A 15,829-nucleotide genomic window follows, 5' to 3' on the forward strand; every position below is an offset into this window, starting at 1 on the left:
CGATGACATTGAAGACCTCGACACGGGCCTCCGGGCTCGTGCGGCGGCGTCTGGTGGCCGGGGTCGCAGCCGGCTTCCTGGGAATGGGCGCGGCCCTCGGCAGTGGCCTGCTGGCCACCGCGAGTGCGGCTGAGTCCACCACGATCAGCAGCGTGGTCCTCGGCGTCGGCGCCAACGAGACCCAGCGCATCGTGAGCTGGTATTCCTCGGCCGACACCGCGCAGAAGATCCAGCTCGCCCCGACCGCCGAGATCGTCAACGGTGAGTTCCCGGCCGGCGCCGTCAGCTTCGACGCCGTCGGTGCGGCGAACACCTCCACCACCGGCTTCAACCGGCACGCCACGATCAGCAACCTGCGGGAGAAGACGGCCTACTCGTACCGGGTCGGCGCCGAGGGCAGCTGGTCCCCGACGTACGCCTTCAAGACGCAGGACTTCGAGGGCGACTACGACTTCCTGTTCTTCGGCGACCCGCAGATCGGCTCCTCCGGCGACCGGCTGAAGGACCAGGCCGGCTGGGAGGACACCCTGAAGGTGGCCACCGCGGCCAACCCGAACGCCGAGCTGCTGGTGTCCGCCGGCGACCACGTCGAGAGCGCCAACGACGAGGGGCAGTGGACCTCGTTCCTGGCCCCCGACCAGCTGCGCCAGATCCCCCTCGTGGCCACCATCGGCAACCACGACGTCGGTGGCAAGTCGTACGAGCAGCACCACTTCACCCCGAACACCGACCGCTCGTCTGCGTATTACAACGGGGACCAGGCGACGCGGTCCGGCGGCGACTACTGGTTCATCCACAAGGACGTGCTGTTCATCGACCTGAACAGCAACAGCTACGTCAACCCGGCGGACGGCTCCGCCGGCGGCGACGCGGCGCACGTCGCGTACGTCACCGACGTCATCAACAAGCACGGCTCCGAGGCCAAGTGGAAGGTGCTGGTCTACCACCACTCCATCTACTCGCCGGCCAGCCACGCGACCGACACCGACAACAAGCAGCGGCGGGAAGACTTCACCACCGCGTTCTCCAACCTCGGCGTCGACATGGTGCTCCAGGGCCACGACCACAGCTACACCCGCAGCTACTCCATCAAGAACGGCCAGAAGGAGAACCCGGCCGAGAAGCCGGGTTCCGCTGACGTGTTCCCCGGCCCGGGTGGCGTCATCTACGTGACGGCCAACTCGGCCTCCGGCTCGAAGTACTACGACATCAAGAAGCCGGACAACACCGGCACCGGCATCCGGGGCAACGGCCCGGACCCGCTGGACCCGAACAAGTACTGGTACAACTCCGTGCAGAACCAGGAGCACGTCCGCAGCTACGTCAAGGTGCAGGTCCGCGGCGACAAGCTGGTCCTCGCGAACGTCCGCAGCGGCACCTGCGCGGCACCGAACGCGGCGGTGGAGAAGGGCCTCTCCTGCGTCAACACCCCGGACGGCCAGCCGGTCGGCTCGATCGTCGACAACGTGACGGTGCACCCGTTCCACGGTGACGGCCAGGCCATCCAGGTCAACGTGCCGAACCCGGCTCCGGGCGAGTTCGGCTGGACGATCGACGGCTACAACGGTCTGGTCGACCTGGGTACTGCGCAGGAGCGCGACGGCACCTTCTTCGAGGCGACCGGCAAGATCAACCCGATCCTCGTGTCGGACAGCCGCCGCTCGCTCGCCCCGTGGTCGATCTCGGCCAACGTCGGCGACTTCCAGGACGCCGAGAAGAAGTTCTCCGGCTCCTACCTGGGCTGGACCCCGTACGTGCTCGACGGCGGCGCGGGCGCCGAGGCCGGGGCGCCGATCCTGTCGTCCTACGACGACCAGGGCAAGGGCCTCTCGGTCTCCAGCGGGCTCGGCGCGGCCGCGCAGGGTCACCCCCGGGGCGGCGCCAAGCTCGGCGCTGACCTGGACCTGAAGATCCCGGACAGCATCGCGAAGGGCAGCTACCGCACCACCCTCACGATCACTGCCCTGAGCAGCTGACCGGACGTTCCACTCGGCGGGGTAGGCACCTTCGGGGCCTGCCCCGCCACCCATGTGCCATCCTCCCAAGATCACCCCAAGGAACCGACATGTATCCGTCCGTAACGCGCTGGAAGACAGTCCTTCGTACCACCGCGCTCTCCCTGCTCGCCGCCGTCGCGGCCGTCGGTGTCGGTGCCGGCCCCGCCTCGGCGGCGGACGGCAACGTCGCCTGGACGGTCCGGACGGCCTCCAACGGCTACGGCGAAGCCCGGTCCAGCTACAGCTACAACGTCAATCCCGGTGGCGCCGTCGAGGACGCCATGGTCGTGGCCAACCGCGGCCCGTCGCCGCTGACCCTGTCCGTGTACGCAGCCGACGGCTTCACGACCGACGCGGGCCAGCTCGACCTGCTCACCAAGGACAAGAAGTCCACCGCGGTCGGCGCCTGGGTGAAGGCGAAAGCCGAGAGTGTCGTGATCCAGCCTGGGAAGACGGCGCAGGTCCCCTTCACGATCGGCGTTCCGGACAACGCCACGCCCGGTGACTACGTCGGCGGCATCCTCACCGCGCTGACGCAGGCCGACCAGGCCGAGGGCATCAACGTCGACCGGCGCCTCGGCATCCGGATCAAGCTGCGGGTCGGCGGTGAGCTGAAGCCGAACCTCGCGATCGAGGACCTGCACGTGACGTACGCCGGCTCGGCCAACCCGTTCGGCAAGGGCGACGCCACCATCACCTACAAGGTCCACAACGTCGGCAACGCCGCCCTGTCCGGGCAGCAGGCGGTGTCGGTCTCGGGCCCGTTCGGGTTGCTGCGGGTACGGGCCAGGGACATCGCCGCGCCGCCGGAGCTGCTTCCGGGTGAGAGCTGGAACGTGACCGTGCCCGTGCACGGCGTCGCCCCTGCCATCTCGCTGGCCGCGACCGCGACCCTCACGCCGTTGCTCACCGACGCGTCGGGCTCCACCACCTCGCTCAAGCCGGTCACGGTCACCGCGCACGGCTGGGCCCTGCCGTGGACGTTGGTGCTGGCGCTCGTCGTCCTGGTCGCCGCGCTCGTCGGGGCGTACCTGTATCGGCGCCGCAACCGGACGCAGCGCAAGGTGCGCGAGGACGCCCGGGTGCGCGACGCCGTCGCGCAGGCGCTGCGCGGCCAGGAGCCGCAGACGTCCTGATCCAGCTGTCGTCAGCGCCGCTGGCTGTGGTCGCCGGCGGCGCTCGCGCGGCGGGTCAGACCGACGGCGACCGCGATCACCGCGATCACCAGCACCGCCGCCAGCGCCGGTGCCCAGGTCGGGGCGGTGCGCAGCAGCACCGTGCCGAGCGCGGCGCCGAGCACCAGCCCGGCCAATCGGCCGACGCCACCCACGTCGGCGAACCGGTGCGGGTCGACGATGCGACGTCGGACCAGCTCGGTCAGCGAGCCGGTCAGATAGGTGGTCGACGCGCCCTTCACGCCGGCACCAACGGTGATCACGCTCTGGATGCCGCTCGACACGGCGGCCATCCCCAGCAGCACCAGCCCGAAGCCGTACCCGGGACGGGCCGAGCAGGCGAACCAGCCCACGGTGAAGCCGAGCAGCAGCACCGCCTCCGCCGAGGTCACCACGGCGGTACGGCCGTTCCACCCCGGTGGGGTGCGACGCAGCGGCAGCGTGGCGGCTGCCACCCCCACCGCGTAACCACCGACCGCCACCACGGCACCCATCAACGAGCGGGCATCCGCCGTGGCGAGCGCGTGGCCGAAGTGCACCAGGTTGCCGGTGACCACGCTGGCGAAGTACCCGTTGAGCCTGGTCAGGCAGATCACGTCGATACAGCCGGAAGCCGCGGCCAACGTCACCAGGAGCCAGGCCGTCGCCCGCGTCGACGGTGCGCGCACGGTGCTGCCTCCCGTCGTCCTGCCACCAGCCCTGGCCCGGCGCCGACTGACTCCGGGCACGCAGCCATTCCCGTGCCCGTCCCGACTACGCCCGCCGGGACACGCCGCGAGCGGACGGTCGCCCTTGTGGGTGAACGGCACCCGGCACCGGGGTCACGTCTGTCCCCGAGCCGGCATGCTGCGACGGTGACGCCGGCACGGGAGGGGAATCCACATGGTTGACGGGGATGTGCCAGAGCGGATGCAGGCCGCGGCCCTGGACGATTTCGGTGGGCCGGAGGTGATCACCCTCCGCAAGTTGCCGATCCCCGAGATCGCCGACGACGAGGTGCTGATCAAGGTCTGGAGCGCCGGCGTGGGGGTGTGGGACGTGTACGAGCGGCAGGGCGTGCTCGTACCGGAGGGCTCTGCCCTTCCGATCGTGCCCGGCTCCGACGGTGCCGGCACCGTCATCTCGGCCGGCAGCAAGGTGTCCAACGTCGCTGTCGGCGACCTGGTCTACGTCTCCGCCACCACCCGGCCGAAGGGTGGCTTCTACGCCGAGTACGCGGCAGTCAAGGCGGAGTACGCGGCCAGGGTGCCCGATGGCGTGCCGGCGGAGCACGCCGGCGCCATGCCCACCGACGCGCTGACCGCGCTGGCCGGACTCGACACCGTCAGCCTGTCGACCGGCGACTGGTTGCTGATCTTCGGCGCGAGCGGCGGTCAGGGACACCTGGCCGTGCAGCTGGCCAAACGGCAGGGACTGAACGTGATCGCCGTGGCATCCGGTGCGGACGGCGTCGCCCTGGTGACCCGGCTCGGCGCCGACGTTTCCCTCGACGGCCACGGCGACATGACCGACGTGCTGGCCCGGATCCGGGACGCGGCGCCGGACGGGGTGAAGGCCATCCTGGCGATGGCCGGCGGTGCGACCCTCGACCGGCTCACCGAGGCGCTGGCCGACGGCGGGGTCGTCGCGTTCGCCCACGGGGTGCGGCCGGAGCCGCAGGAACGGCCGGGCGTCACGGTGCGGGCCTACGACGGCGAATCGAGCCCTCGACAGTTGCAGCGCCTCAACGAACTCATCGAGGCGGGGCCTTTCGTGGTGCACGTCGCGGAGAAGTTCCCGCTGGGCAAGGTGCGGGACGCGCACCAGCGCCTGGAGACCTCCTACGCCGGCAAGCTCCTGCTGACGGTGGCCTGAGACCTCAGGACGTGCGCTGTTGCGGCACGCGTACCGATGCCATGCCGGCTGCGGTCGCGGCCTGGATGCCCAGGTCGGTGTCCTCGAAGACCAGGCACGACTCGGGCGCTACGCCGAGGTGTTCCGCCGCGAGCAGGAATGCCTGCGGGTCGGGCTTGGCCCGCGTGTAGTCGTCGGCGCAGACCAGCACGTCGAACCGGTCCAGCAGACCGAGCGCGTCGAGGGAGGCGGTGACCGAGGCTCGGGTGCTGCCGGAGACGACGGCGAACGGGACCCGCCGGTGCGCGTCGTGGATGTGCGCCAGCACCTCTGGCACGGCCGCGAGCTGCGGCAGCAGCTCCTCGTAGTAGCTCTCCCGGCGCTCGACGACCGTCGCCACCGGCATGCTCAGACCCTGCTGCTCGTTGAGGGCGACGATGATGTCGGCCGTCGGCCGGCCGCCCCAGGCGTAGAAGAGGTCCTCCGGGAACTCGCAGCCCCACTCGTTCAGAGCCCGCTGCCAGGCCACGTAGTGCAGCGGCATCGAGTCGACGATCGTGCCGTCGCAGTCGAACAGGTACGCGGCGAACTCACCGGGAGGCAGAGGCAGAGTCACCGGGGAAGGGTACAGCGCGCGCCGGCCATCGAGCTCCGCTCACGGGCTCGTGACGGCTTCCAACTGGCGGAGCAGGAACACCCGCTCCGGTTCCGTGCCGACCAGCTCCAACGCGCTGCGGTACGCCGTCGCGGCCTCGTCGTACCTGCCGAGGCGGCGCAGCAGGTCGGCCCGCGCCGCCGGATAGGGATGGTGGCCGCGCAGCCGCGGCTCGTCGGCCAACTCGTCGAGCAGGGCGAGCCCCGCCTCCGGCCCGTCCCGCATCGCCACCGCGGCGGCCCGGTTCAGCGCGACGACCGGTGAGGGCACCAGGCCGAGCAGGACGTCGTAGAGGGCCACCACCTGCGGCCAGTCGGTGCTGGCCACGTCGGCGGCCTCGTCGTGCAGCGCAGCGATGGCGGCCTGCACGCCGTACGGGCCGGGCTCCGGGCCGGTCAGCGCGACCACCACCAGCTTCCGCCCCTCCTCGATCATGGGGCGATCCCAGCGTCCGCGATCCTGGTCGTCGAGGAGGACCATGGCCCCATCTGGCCCGGTACGCGCGTCACGTCGGGCATGGACGAGCAGCATCAGGCCGAGCAACCCGGCGACCTCCCGCTCCGCGGGCAGCAGCCGACGCAGGATCCGGCCCAGCCGGATGGCCTCCTCGGCCAGGTCGATCCGTTGCAGATCCGGGCCGGAGCTGGCGGCGTACCCCTCGGTGAAGACCGAGTAGACGGCCTGGAGCACCGTGGGCAGTCGACCGGGCAGCTCGTCGTCGCCGGGCACCCGGAACGGGATGCGGGCGTCCCGGATCTTGCGCTTGGCCCGGACCAGCCGTTGGGCCATGGTCGCCGGTGGAACCAGGAAGGCCCGCGCGACCTCGGCCGTGGTGAGGCCGGCGAGGAACCGCAGGGTGAGTGCTCCCCGGTCCTGCGCGGCCAGGGCCGGGTGTGCGCAGGTGAAGAAGAGTGCCAGCCGGTCGTCGGGCAGATCGCGGTCCGCGTCGGCGGGTGGGGCGGGGTCGGCCCGCTCGGCCTCCGCCCGGAGGACGGCGAGTCGCGTCGCCAGCACCCGGTCGCGACGCAGCCGGTCCACGGCTCGACGCCGCGCCGTGGTGAGCAGCCAGGCGCCCGGCCGGCTCGGGACGCCGTCGGTCGGCCAGTGCGCCAGGGCCGCTTCGATGGCCTCGGAGGCGACCTCCTCGGCCAGGTCGAGGTCACCGAAGCGGCGCACGAGCGAGGCGAGCAGTCGGCCGCGTTCCTCCCGGAACACCGCCTCCACCGACGACCCGACTGCTGCCCTCTCGTCCGGCACGGTCAGGCCTGCATGTCGATCTCGAAGATCGGACGGACCTGGACCGACCCGGTGCCGATGGCCCCGGGACTGCGGGCCGCCCAGTCCAGCGCGGCGTCGAGGTCCGGCACGTCAATGACGTCGTACCCGCCGAGCAGCTCGCGGGTCTCGGCGAACGGCCCGTCGGTGATCGTGCGCTCGCCGTCCGGACCCACCTGCACTGTCGTGCAGGTGGTCAGGTCCTGCAAGGGGTGCCCGGAGACCCAGACCCCGGCGTCCTTCATCTCCCGGTCGTAGCGGATCCAGTCCTCGAAACTGCACCCGTTGTCGACGACCTCCCCGTCGACCATGGGGCTCATGAACAGCAGCATGTACTTCACGTTTGGCTCCTCTCGGTGCGGCGGGGTCGCCGTACAGCATGACGACGAACGACCACCGGGGATGTCGACACGGCACGTCAGGTTTTTTCCGGGCCGGAGTTCACGCGTCGCGCGGCTGTGCCCAGTCGCGTTGATCGACCCGCCGCTCGAACCAGGTGACCCCGATCAGGAAGACGGTCAGCAGGGCGAGCGCCGCCAGCGGAGGCAGGGACCGGCCGATCGGCAGCAGGGCCAGAGGCAGGAGCGCGGCGACGACCTGCGTCGGGTGGACGACGCGCACGGTCAGCCGGCGGAACACGAGCCTGCTGATCAGGTAGACCGCTGCGCCACCGTAGAGCGCGGTGGCCGCTTCCCAGCCCAGCGGGTCGGAGTGACCGGACTCCTCGCTGAGTTGGCTGATCACCTCCTCGATGCCGAGCGCGACGTAGATCGCACCGATGATCAGCGGGGAGTGCCCGATGCCGTACGCGTCACCGGCCACGCCGGCTCGTCGTTCATCCGGCACATCGCTGACGGCCTTCCTCGCGGCGGGCGCCAGCCGGTCGAAGTAGAGCCACCACAGGCAGACAGTGCTGGTGAGGCCGAGCAGCGCGGCCACCACCGCCGCACCGACGGGTGCCATCGTCCGTGGCCCCGCACCGGCGGAGATCAGCGCTTCGCCCAACGCGATGATGAGCACTAGGCCGAACCGCTCGGTGAAGTGGTCCACGCTGCGCAGTTGCCACGGCCGGAAGGCGGAGGCGATCCGGGCGCCACCGATGTCCACCAGCAGCGCGACCGTCCAGAGCGCTGTCTGAGCCGCGCCGCCGAGCAGCGCGCCGCCGACCAGCGGGAGCCACGCCAGCACCACCGGCACGGTGAAGAAGCGCAGCGTCGAGCGCAGTGGCGGGTTCGTCGCGCTCACCCAGAACAGGACCACGAGCTGCACCGCCCGGCCGACCACGTAGGCCAGGGCGAGGGCAAGCGGGGCGTCCAGGAACCCCGGACCCTGTTTCCACGCGTCCGGCAGCACCAGCGCGACCACGAAGATCGCCGCCATCGCGACCAGGGTCGCCGCGCGGACCAGGCCGACGTCCGCGCGGACCAGGTTTCCCACCCAGGTGTACGGCCCCCAGGAGTAGAGCAGCAGCAGGAGGAGGAGCAGCCCCTGAGCCAGGGTCAGCGCGGTCGGCGACCCGGCCATGAACGTGATGACCCGGGTGAGCGCGAAGACGAAGACCAGGTCGAAGAAGATCTCGAACATCGTGGTCCGGTGCGTCTCCGCAGCCCGCACCGGACGCTCGTCGAAAATCCTCCCCATCCTGGCATTCTGCCCAGGTCGGTCGCGGGTTCATCCGCTCTTCCCGCCGGGCGCCGGCCTCAGGCCGAGGCGTCGGTCCGCCGCCGACTCCGCTCGGCCCGCCGCCGCACCTGCTGGTACGCGCCGGTCAGCCCCATCGCCCGGCGTACCTCGATCAAGGTCTGGCGTACCTCCAGGCGGGTCCGCTCGGTGCCCTCGACGATCAGCCGGTCGACCAACCCCCGGTCGGCTTCGATCTCGGCCCGGCGCTGCCGGATCGGCGCCAGGAACCCTTCCAGCGCGGCCACGAGCCGTTCCTTGACCTCCACATCACCCACCTGCCCGGCCCGGTAACGCCGGGCCAGGTCGGCCACCTCGTCGCGGTCCGGATTGAAGACCTCGTGGTACGCGAACACCGGGTTGCCCTCCACCGTGCCCGGCACGTCGGCCCGTACCCGGTTGGGATCGGTGTACATACCGAGCACCTTCCGACGCACGGTGGCGGCATCGTCGGAGAGCGCTATCGAGTTGCCCCGGCTCTTGCTCATCTTGGCCGCGCCGTCGGTGCCCACCAGGCTCGGTGTGTCTGCCGGGATCAGCTCGGGCACCGGGAAGACCGGCCCGTAGAGATGGTTGAACCGCCGCGCGATCTCCCGGGTCACCTCGACGTGCGCGGCGTTGTCCCGACCGACCGGGACCACCTCGCCCTTCACGCAGAGGATGTCCGCGGCCTGGAGCACCGGATAACCCAGCAGCCCGTACGGCATCTCCTCCTTGCCAGCGTCGCGGGCCATGTCCTTGAGCGACGGCACCCGTTCCAGCCGGGGGACGGTCACCAGGTTCTGTAGGAGGGTGTTGAGGTCGCCGACCTCCGGGATGGCGGACTGGAGGTAGAACGTGGCGCTCTCCGGGTCGACGCCGGCGGCCAGGATGTCGGTGACCATCTCCCGGGCGTTGCCGGAGACCTGGTCGATATCCTCGCGACGGTTGCGCGTGGTGAGCATGTGCAGGTCGGCGATGATGAAGAAGCTCTCGTAGCGTCGGTGCAGCCGCACCCGGTTGGCGATGCTGCCGACGTAGTGACCGAGATGAAGGCGGCCGGTGGGCCGGTCGCCGGTGAGCATTCGTGCGACGGACATGGTGGTGTGCCTCTCGTATCCGAGGTTGGGTGACGCGTGGGCGCGCGCCGAGTGGGGCCGATGTTCGGGCCCCTCGGTCAGCGGGATCGGCTCAGCGAGCCGTCCGCCATCGCGCGCCGGCGCGGTATCGCAGACCACCGGCACGGAGGACGTTCAGAAGTTGCTCACGGCCGTCGCCGGAGCTGGTCGGGATCCTGGGCACCGCACCGAGCGGGAGGCCGTCGACCTTGTCGACCGCCTCCGACGTGCAGCTGCCCATCCGGACCACGGCCTCACATTACCCGCGGGACAGCCCCGGGCGGGGGAAGGTGACCGCCGGCGTAGTAGCTGCCGACGCGCTCCCGGTACTCCGGGTCGGCCGGATCCGCATCGAACGGCGGTGCGTCCTTGATCTGTTCCTTGGTCCGGTCGACGTGCACGACGCGTTCCTGGTGATCCACCCGCTCCACAGTGCCGGCGGGCAGCAGCACCTTCTGGCCGAAGATCCAGGGCCCGGTGTCCACCACCAGGTAGCCGGCATCTGCCTCGTTGCTCGCCTCGTCGATGGTGCCGATCCGCCCGTCACTCGCCTGGACCTGGTAGCCCACCAGGTCCACCGGCGTGCCGGGGCCGGGAGCGTCCGGACCGTCGTGCCCGCCGTGCTGGTCGTCGGGCGGGGTGACCGAGGGGGTGGTCTGCGTGTATCCGCCGGCCAGGGCGGACGGGTCACGCCAGGCCCAGGGATTGAAGATCGAGGGTTGCATGGGGCACCTCCGGGGGGACGGTCCTCAGCTGTCCTGTTTCGAAGTGCCCATCCCGCTGCCGTCGGAAACAGACCGGGTCGCCTCCCAGTGCTTGCCTGTCTCTGCTGATCGGCCAGGTGAGCAGGTGCGCTGGCATACTCGGCTGCCATGGTGCTGTCGCGAGGGTGGGCTGTCTTCCTGGTCGGGGTCGGGATCTGGACCTGGGTGATCTGGCCGAGGTTCGCGATCGCCATCTGGCAGGACCCGCGGTCCTGGGCGTCCGGCACTGTCGCCGACGGCGCCGCCACCAGCTTCCTGTGGGTGCACGCACTGCTGATCGCGGCCTCTCTCGCCATTGGCACGACTGTCGGTGTCCTCGGCATCCGCGCCTGGTTCGCCGCTCGTCGGCGGCAAGCGGCCTGACCTGCCCGCCTCTCGGTGACAGCGGCTGTCGCAGAACGGATCGGGCCTCAGTCCGAGCTCGGCTATCGGTCGACGACGCGAATGTGACGCGCGCCGCTACCCGTGGATTTGACGATCAAACCCGGGGACGCGTAACTTTCTCTCTGTCAGCGCGAACGGGGCAAACGGGACGAAAGTCCTGAGGGCCTGGGGCGAGCTGACAACCGGGTCAAGCAGGGGTTCGCTCCTGCGGGACACGGTCCGGGCGGGGCTTGCCGGATCGGCCGCGAGGCGGATTTGGTGCGGCGAAGCCGACCGGGTAAGGTTCACGACCGGCAGGGCACCGGGCGAGACTGCGGGAAACCGCAGCGGCCGGTTCTGCCAAATCCGACGACCTGACGCAGCGGTCCGCTGCTGCGTGAGTGCGCCGGTGCCAACCCGTACGAAGCATGACAGACCGGGACACACGGTTTGACACGGCGAAGACGGTGAGGTAACGTAGTAAAAGTGCCCGGCGCGAGAGCGGCGGGGACACAGAACGAAAAGCCCCGGTTGGGGTTCCACTGAGGTGGGGCTTCTGGTCGGTGTGTGGTTGTTCTTTGAGAACTCAACAGGGTGCTTGTAAAGCCAGTGCCAATTATGATTTATACCCCGGACTGGTCAGTTTTTGCTGGCTGGTTGGGATTCCTTTGGCAACATTTGTTTGTTGTCAGGATGCTGTTCAACTAATTTTTTGTTGGAGAGTTTGATCCTGGCTCAGGACGAACGCTGGCGGCGTGCTTAACACATGCAAGTCGAGCGGAAAGGCCCTTCGGGGTACTCGAGCGGCGAACGGGTGAGTAACACGTGAGCAACCTGCCCCAAGCTTTGGGATAACCCTCGGAAACGGGGGCTAATACCGAATAGGACTTCCGGCCGCATGGCTGGGGGTGGAAAGTTTTTCGGCTTGGGATGGGCTCGCGGCCTATCAGCTTGTTGGTGGGGTGATGGCCTACCAAGGCGACGACGGGTAGCCGGCCTGAGAGGGCGACCGGCCACACTGGGACTGAGACACGGCCCAGACTCCTACGGGAGGCAGCAGTGGGGAATATTGCACAATGGGCGGAAGCCTGATGCAGCGACGCCGCGTGAGGGATGACGGCCTTCGGGTTGTAAACCTCTTTCAGCAGGGACGAAGCGAGAGTGACGGTACCTGCAGAAGAAGCACCGGCCAACTACGTGCCAGCAGCCGCGGTAAGACGTAGGGTGCGAGCGTTGTCCGGATTTATTGGGCGTAAAGAGCTCGTAGGCGGCTTGTCGCGTCGACCGTGAAAACTTGGGGCTCAACCCCAAGCCTGCGGTCGATACGGGCAGGCTAGAGTTCGGTAGGGGAGACTGGAATTCCTGGTGTAGCGGTGAAATGCGCAGATATCAGGAGGAACACCGGTGGCGAAGGCGGGTCTCTGGGCCGATACTGACGCTGAGGAGCGAAAGCGTGGGGAGCGAACAGGATTAGATACCCTGGTAGTCCACGCTGTAAACGTTGGGCGCTAGGTGTGGGGGACCTCTCCGGTTTCCTGTGCCGCAGCTAACGCATTAAGCGCCCCGCCTGGGGAGTACGGCCGCAAGGCTAAAACTCAAAGGAATTGACGGGGGCCCGCACAAGCGGCGGAGCATGCGGATTAATTCGATGCAACGCGAAGAACCTTACCTGGGTTTGACATGGCCGCAAAACTCACAGAGATGTGAGGTCCTTCGGGGGCGGTCACAGGTGGTGCATGGCTGTCGTCAGCTCGTGTCGTGAGATGTTGGGTTAAGTCCCGCAACGAGCGCAACCCTCGTTCGATGTTGCCAGCGCGTTATGGCGGGGACTCATCGAAGACTGCCGGGGTCAACTCGGAGGAAGGTGGGGATGACGTCAAGTCATCATGCCCCTTATGTCCAGGGCTTCACGCATGCTACAATGGCCGGTACAATGGGCTGCGATACCGCGAGGTGGAGCGAATCCCAAAAAGCCGGTCTCAGTTCGGATCGGGGTCTGCAACTCGACCCCGTGAAGTCGGAGTCGCTAGTAATCGCAGATCAGCAACGCTGCGGTGAATACGTTCCCGGGCCTTGTACACACCGCCCGTCACGTCACGAAAGTCGGCAACACCCGAAGCCGGTGGCCCAACCCCTTGTGGGAGGGAGCCGTCGAAGGTGGGGCTGGCGATTGGGACGAAGTCGTAACAAGGTAGCCGTACCGGAAGGTGCGGCTGGATCACCTCCTTTCTAAGGAGCACCTTCCGACGAAAGTCGGTAAGGAGCCCGCACTGCCCGACTGTGGTGGTGGGGTGCTCAGATGGCGGAGACACTGGCAAGTTTTTCCTCGGCAACGGCCGGGTTCCTTCTAGTACAGCTGCTTTCGGGTGGTGGGAACGAAGTCCCTGGTGCGGCTGAGAAGAAATGTGAGCACCCTGTTGGGTCCTGAAGGAACAACCATCGTGTTGTTGTTTCAGAGACTTGGCCAGCCCCCCGGTGTGGGGGCTGGGAGTCTGCCAGGCATGGCCTGGCTCCACATACCGCCAACTGTTGTTGGGTTTGGTGTGGGGCGGATCGGGTTGTGGGTTGGTCGTTTGTTGAGAATTGCACAGTGGACGCGAGCATCTTTGTGGTCAAGTTGTCAAGGGCGAACGGTGAATGCCTTGGCACCAGGAGCCGATGAAGGACGTGGGAGGCCGCGATAGGCCTGGGGGAGCTGTCAACCAAGCTGTGATCCCAGGGTGTCCGAATGGGGAAACCTGGCACCAGTCATGTGGTGTCACCCACACCTGAACACATAGGGTGTGTGGAGGGAACGCGGGGAAGTGAAACATCTCAGTACCCGTAGGAAGAGAAAACAATTTAGTGATTCCGTGAGTAGTGGCGAGCGAAAGCGGATCGAGGCTAAACCGGCTGCGTGTGATACCTGTCAGGGGTTGCGTGGTCGGGGTTGTGGGACCCTGCTGAACAAGCTGACACTTGTTCGAGAAGTTACAAAGTTAGTGGCTAGTCGAACAGTCTGGAATGGCTGACCGTAGACGGTGAAAGTCCGGTAGGTGAAAGTTGCTGACCTTCTGTGGGTGTTCCCGAGTAGCGGCGGACCCCTGAAATCTGCCGTGAATCTGCCAGGACCACCTGGTAAGCCTAAATACTTCCTGGTGACCGATAGCGGACAAGTACCGTGAGGGAATGGTGAAAAGTACCCCGGGAGGGGAGTGAAATAGTACCTGAAACCGTTCGCCTACAATCCGTCGGAGCCTTGCGGGGTGACGGCGTGCCTTTTGAAGAATGAGCCTGCGAGTTAGTGGCATGTGGCGAGGTTAACCCGTGTGGGGGAGCCGTAGCGAAAGCGAGTCTGAATAGGGCGATTCAGTCGCGTGTCCTAGACCCGAAGCGGAGTGATCTAGCCATGGGCAGGCTGAAGCGCGGGTAAGACCGCGTGGAGGGCCGAACCCACCAATGTTGAAAAATTGGGGGATGACCTGTGGTTAGGGGTGAAAGGCCAATCAAACTCCGTGATAGCTGGTTCTCCCCGAAATGCATTTAGGTGCAGCGTCGCGTGTTTCTTGCCGGAGGTAGAGCACTGGATGGTCTAGGGGGCCCACAAGCTTACCGAAATCAGCCAAACTCCGAATGCCGGTAAGTGAGAGCGCGGCAGTGAGACTGCGGGGGATAAGCTTCGTAGTCGAGAGGGAAACAGCCCAGATCACCAGCTAAGGCCCCTAAGCGTGTGCTAAGTGGAAAAGGATGTGGGGTCGCATAGACAACCAGGAGGTTGGCTTAGAAGCAGCCACCCTTTAAAGAGTGCGTAATAGCTCACTGGTCAAGTGGTTCCGCGCCGACAATGTAGCGGGGCTCAAGCACACCGCCGAAGCTGTGGCATTCACATTTTAACCTCGCTTGGACTTGATTCCTTGTGCAGGTGTGTGGATGGGTAGGGGAGCGTCGTGCCGCGAGTGAAGCAGCGGGGTGACCCAGTTGTGGACGCGGCACGAGTGAGAATGCAGGCATGAGTAGCGAAAGAAGGGTGAGAAACCCTTCCGCCGGATGACCAAGGGTTCCAGGGCCAGGCTAATCCGCCCTGGGTGAGTCGGGACCTAAGGCGAGGCCGAGAGGCGTAGTCGATGGACAACGGGTTGATATTCCCGTACCCGCGAAAGAGCGTCCCTGATGAACCTCGTTGTGCTAACCACCTGAACTGACTGATGTCTTCGGACGGATGTCGGGGAGGCTGGGAACCTGATGGGTAGTAGTCAAGCGATGGGGTGACGCAGGAAGGTAGCTGAGCCCGGCCGGTGGTTGTGCCGGGGTAAGCGTGTAGGCCGTGTTGTAGGCAAATCCGCAACACACTTAAGGCTGAGACGTGATGCCGAGCCGATTCAGGTGAAGTCAGTGATCCTATGCTGCCGAGAAAAGCCTCTAGCGAGTTCTTAGCGGCCCGTACCCCAAACCGACACAGGTGGTCAGGTAGAGAATACCGAGGCGATCGGGCGAACTGTGGTTAAGGAACTCGGCAAATTGCCCCCGTAACTTAGGGAGAAGGGGGGCCGGAGACGTGAAGCCCCGCGCGGGTGGAGCGTTGTATGGCCGCAGAGAGCAGGGGGAAGCGACTGTTTACTAAAAACACAGGTCCATGCGAAGAAGTAATTCGATGTATATGGACTGACGCCTGCCCGGTGCTGGAACGTTAAGGGGACCTGTTAGCTCTTCGGGGCGAAGCGGAGAACTTAAGCGCCAGTAAACGGCGGTGGTAACTATAACCATCCTAAGGTAGCGAAATTCCTTGTCGGGTAAGTTCCGACCTGCACGAATGGCGTAACGACTTCCCCACTGTCTCAACCACAGGCCCGGCGAAATTGCAGTACGAGTAAAGATGCTCGTTACGCGCGGCAGGACGGAAAGACCCCGGGACCTTTACTATAGCTTGACATTGGTACTCGAATTAGTTTGTGTAGGATAGGTGGGAGCCGGTGAAGTCCATACGCCAGTATGGGTGGAGGCAATCTTGAAA

General features: G+C 66.9%; 11 protein-coding genes and 2 rRNA genes. 6 read left to right on the forward strand and 7 right to left on the reverse strand.

What is annotated here, in order from left to right:
- Window positions 1–2: 2 nt before the first annotated feature.
- Both KBX34_RS05030 and KBX34_RS05035 read left to right on the forward strand, forming a co-directional pair.
- Window positions 3–1,976 (forward strand): metallophosphoesterase family protein, encoded by a 1,974-nt coding sequence (locus tag KBX34_RS05030; RefSeq protein WP_141911741.1) that lies wholly within the window; start codon window positions 3–5, stop codon window positions 1,974–1,976.
- An 89-nt stretch (window positions 1,977–2,065) separates the two neighbouring features.
- Entirely contained in the window at window positions 2,066–3,133 is a 1,068-nt protein-coding gene (locus tag KBX34_RS05035; RefSeq protein WP_210923514.1) for a WxL protein peptidoglycan domain-containing protein, read from the forward strand.
- Window positions 3,134–3,144: 11 nt separating this feature from the next.
- Here KBX34_RS05035 and KBX34_RS05040 read toward each other — a convergent pair whose 3' ends face one another.
- A complete protein-coding gene (locus KBX34_RS05040) occupies window positions 3,145–3,840 on the reverse strand; it encodes a YoaK family protein (protein ID WP_210791508.1) in 696 nt (231 codons plus the stop codon).
- Between the two features lie 214 nt (window positions 3,841–4,054).
- Here KBX34_RS05040 and KBX34_RS05045 point away from each other — a divergent pair, with 214 nt between their 5' ends.
- Window positions 4,055–5,026 carry an NADP-dependent oxidoreductase gene (locus KBX34_RS05045; protein ID WP_210923515.1) on the forward strand — a complete coding sequence of 324 codons (972 nt, stop codon included), beginning with the start codon at window positions 4,055–4,057 and terminating at the stop codon, window positions 5,024–5,026.
- A 4-nt stretch (window positions 5,027–5,030) separates the two neighbouring features.
- Here the strand turns inward: KBX34_RS05045 and KBX34_RS05050 are convergent, their stop codons facing one another.
- The 6 genes from KBX34_RS05050 to KBX34_RS05075 form a co-directional block, all read right to left on the reverse strand.
- On the reverse strand, window positions 5,031–5,621 hold the full coding sequence (locus KBX34_RS05050) for an HAD family phosphatase (protein WP_210923516.1): 591 nt from the start codon (window positions 5,619–5,621) through the stop codon (window positions 5,031–5,033).
- Window positions 5,622–5,660: 39 nt separating this feature from the next.
- Window positions 5,661–6,917 (reverse strand): RNA polymerase sigma factor, encoded by a 1,257-nt coding sequence (locus KBX34_RS05055; RefSeq protein WP_210923517.1) that lies wholly within the window; start codon window positions 6,915–6,917, stop codon window positions 5,661–5,663.
- 2 nt (window positions 6,918–6,919) lie between these two features.
- Window positions 6,920–7,267 (reverse strand): YciI family protein, encoded by a 348-nt coding sequence (locus KBX34_RS05060; protein ID WP_179783609.1) that lies wholly within the window; start codon window positions 7,265–7,267, stop codon window positions 6,920–6,922.
- A 109-nt stretch (window positions 7,268–7,376) separates the two neighbouring features.
- Window positions 7,377–8,576 (reverse strand): low temperature requirement protein A, encoded by a 1,200-nt coding sequence (locus tag KBX34_RS05065; protein ID WP_210923519.1) that lies wholly within the window; start codon window positions 8,574–8,576, stop codon window positions 7,377–7,379.
- 59 nt (window positions 8,577–8,635) lie between these two features.
- Window positions 8,636–9,694: a tryptophan--tRNA ligase gene (trpS, locus tag KBX34_RS05070; RefSeq protein ID WP_141911733.1), complete on the reverse strand. Its 1,059-nt coding sequence runs from the start codon at window positions 9,692–9,694 to the stop codon at window positions 8,636–8,638.
- A 272-nt stretch (window positions 9,695–9,966) separates the two neighbouring features.
- A complete protein-coding gene (locus KBX34_RS05075; RefSeq protein WP_210923521.1) occupies window positions 9,967–10,437 on the reverse strand; it encodes a PRC-barrel domain-containing protein in 471 nt (156 codons plus the stop codon).
- A gap of 147 nt (window positions 10,438–10,584) precedes the next feature.
- Here KBX34_RS05075 and KBX34_RS05080 point away from each other — a divergent pair, with 147 nt between their 5' ends.
- From KBX34_RS05080 to KBX34_RS05090, 3 genes are all read left to right on the forward strand, one after another.
- Complete coding sequence (locus KBX34_RS05080) at window positions 10,585–10,839, forward strand: SCO4848 family membrane protein (RefSeq protein WP_088950636.1); 255 nt, start codon at window positions 10,585–10,587, stop codon at window positions 10,837–10,839.
- Between the two features lie 712 nt (window positions 10,840–11,551).
- Window positions 11,552–13,068, forward strand: a 16S ribosomal RNA gene (locus KBX34_RS05085).
- A 381-nt stretch (window positions 13,069–13,449) separates the two neighbouring features.
- A 23S ribosomal RNA gene (locus KBX34_RS05090) occupies window positions 13,450–15,829 on the forward strand; the annotation flags it as partial.

Origin of the sequence: Micromonospora sp. M61, from assembly GCF_018070245.1 — a bacterium.
GTDB lineage: Bacteria > Actinomycetota > Actinomycetes > Mycobacteriales > Micromonosporaceae > Micromonospora > Micromonospora zamorensis.

Coding starts and splice junctions, on each gene's coding strand:
- KBX34_RS05030 (WP_141911741.1), top strand. CDS start 3: ATGACATTGAAGACCTCGACACGGGCCTCCGGGCTCGTGCGGCGGCGT.
- KBX34_RS05035 (WP_210923514.1), top strand. CDS start 2,066: ATGTATCCGTCCGTAACGCGCTGGAAGACAGTCCTTCGTACCACCGCG.
- KBX34_RS05045 (WP_210923515.1), top strand. CDS start 4,055: ATGGTTGACGGGGATGTGCCAGAGCGGATGCAGGCCGCGGCCCTGGAC.
- KBX34_RS05060 (WP_179783609.1), bottom strand. CDS start 7,267: ATGCTGCTGTTCATGAGCCCCATGGTCGACGGGGAGGTCGTCGACAAC.
- KBX34_RS05065 (WP_210923519.1), bottom strand. CDS start 8,576: ATGGGGAGGATTTTCGACGAGCGTCCGGTGCGGGCTGCGGAGACGCAC.
- trpS (WP_141911733.1), bottom strand. CDS start 9,694: ATGTCCGTCGCACGAATGCTCACCGGCGACCGGCCCACCGGCCGCCTT.
- KBX34_RS05075 (WP_210923521.1), bottom strand. CDS start 10,437: ATGCAACCCTCGATCTTCAATCCCTGGGCCTGGCGTGACCCGTCCGCC.
- KBX34_RS05080 (WP_088950636.1), top strand. CDS start 10,585: ATGGTGCTGTCGCGAGGGTGGGCTGTCTTCCTGGTCGGGGTCGGGATC.